Genomic DNA, 1,161 nt, shown 5'->3' on the forward strand with positions numbered 1-1,161 from the left:
GGGTGTGATTAAAAGTGCGGGGATTCTGTAGAATACCGTTATTTGTTTTGACAAAACCTATGAATACAAACGAAGATCAGATTTTTATCCAGCGTCTTAACCAGCATCCGAAACTACGTGAGCGAACAGAAGCCTTACTCAATGTCATCGAAAACGTAGCTGGAGACAGCACAAAAGCTGATGATGCCGAACGTTTCGTCATTGAAGAGTTACGTAAAATGGGTAACGATGCCCTGCATTGTTGGGCTGATAAAGCGGCTCTAAAATCAACAGAGGAACTACGTAAACAACACCCTGAGCTTCATGGCAACGGTAAAAAAAAGTCTTCTGGCACACGACCTTCGGAGTAATCTCAGTTATAGAGTCCTTGTTTCGTTGCCCTGGCCAGCAGATTAGGCCATTCCTCATGTCGGCCGATATTACTGCACGTTGCTGCTCAATGCCGTTACAACGCGTTATGACAGACTTTGGTGCCGACCATGCGTTTGGCCAAGTTGATAAAAAATTACTTGAGCATTATGGAATAGAAATGCCAGTCAGTACCATCCGTAAGATTACTGAATATCATGGCCAACAAATGCAGCAGCAACGGGAAATAGCGACATTGCCATCAACAACGCTTGGTTGCCTACAACAGATTGCTGAGATAGACGGCTGTATGTTACCCATTGTCACGATCAGTCTTGATGGAGACGACAAGCGGAAAGGGAAAAAGCTGCATTGGCAAGAGGCGCGATTAGCCTTAGTTCACGAGGAAGGCAGCGTAACACCTAAGTTCGATGCCACCTTTGGCGGCAGTGTGAATGATGCAGGTCAATCGCTGCTGAATTGTGCGGTAGCCGCAGGTTTTGGGACACAAACCCATGTGCATGGCGTAGGAGACGGTGCGTTTTGGATAGCGGATCAAACTCACGCCAAATTTGGCAGTCAGGCGAGCTATCTTGTGGATTTTTTCCATGTCTGCGACTACTTGGCTGCCGCCTCAAAAACGTGTGCGCCGGAAGCTTCCCAAGTCTGGATGGAAACCCAGAAGAGGCTTTTAAAAAACAATGGATATGCGGTTGTCATTGAGAGTTTGATCGTTCACCTGGAAGCCGAAGATATTGAAAATGATAAAGCTCCTGTGCGTGCTTGCCATCGTTACTTAAGCAATCGTACTAG

1 protein-coding gene and 1 pseudogene are annotated in these 1,161 nt (G+C 46.5%); both read left to right on the forward strand.

Translation table 11 applies throughout. The annotated features are described in order from the left end of the window. Positions 1-59: 59 nt before the first annotated feature. Entirely contained in the window at positions 60-350 is a 291-nt protein-coding gene (locus CRENPOLYSF2_RS18325; RefSeq protein ID WP_087145400.1) for a hypothetical protein, read from the forward strand. Positions 351-406: 56 nt separating this feature from the next. Beyond that, a pseudogene (locus CRENPOLYSF2_RS18330) lies at positions 407-1,161 on the forward strand (ISKra4-like element ISTvi1 family transposase); the annotation flags it as partial.

The organism is Crenothrix polyspora (assembly GCF_900163755.1).
GTDB lineage: Bacteria > Pseudomonadota > Gammaproteobacteria > Methylococcales > Methylomonadaceae > Crenothrix > Crenothrix polyspora.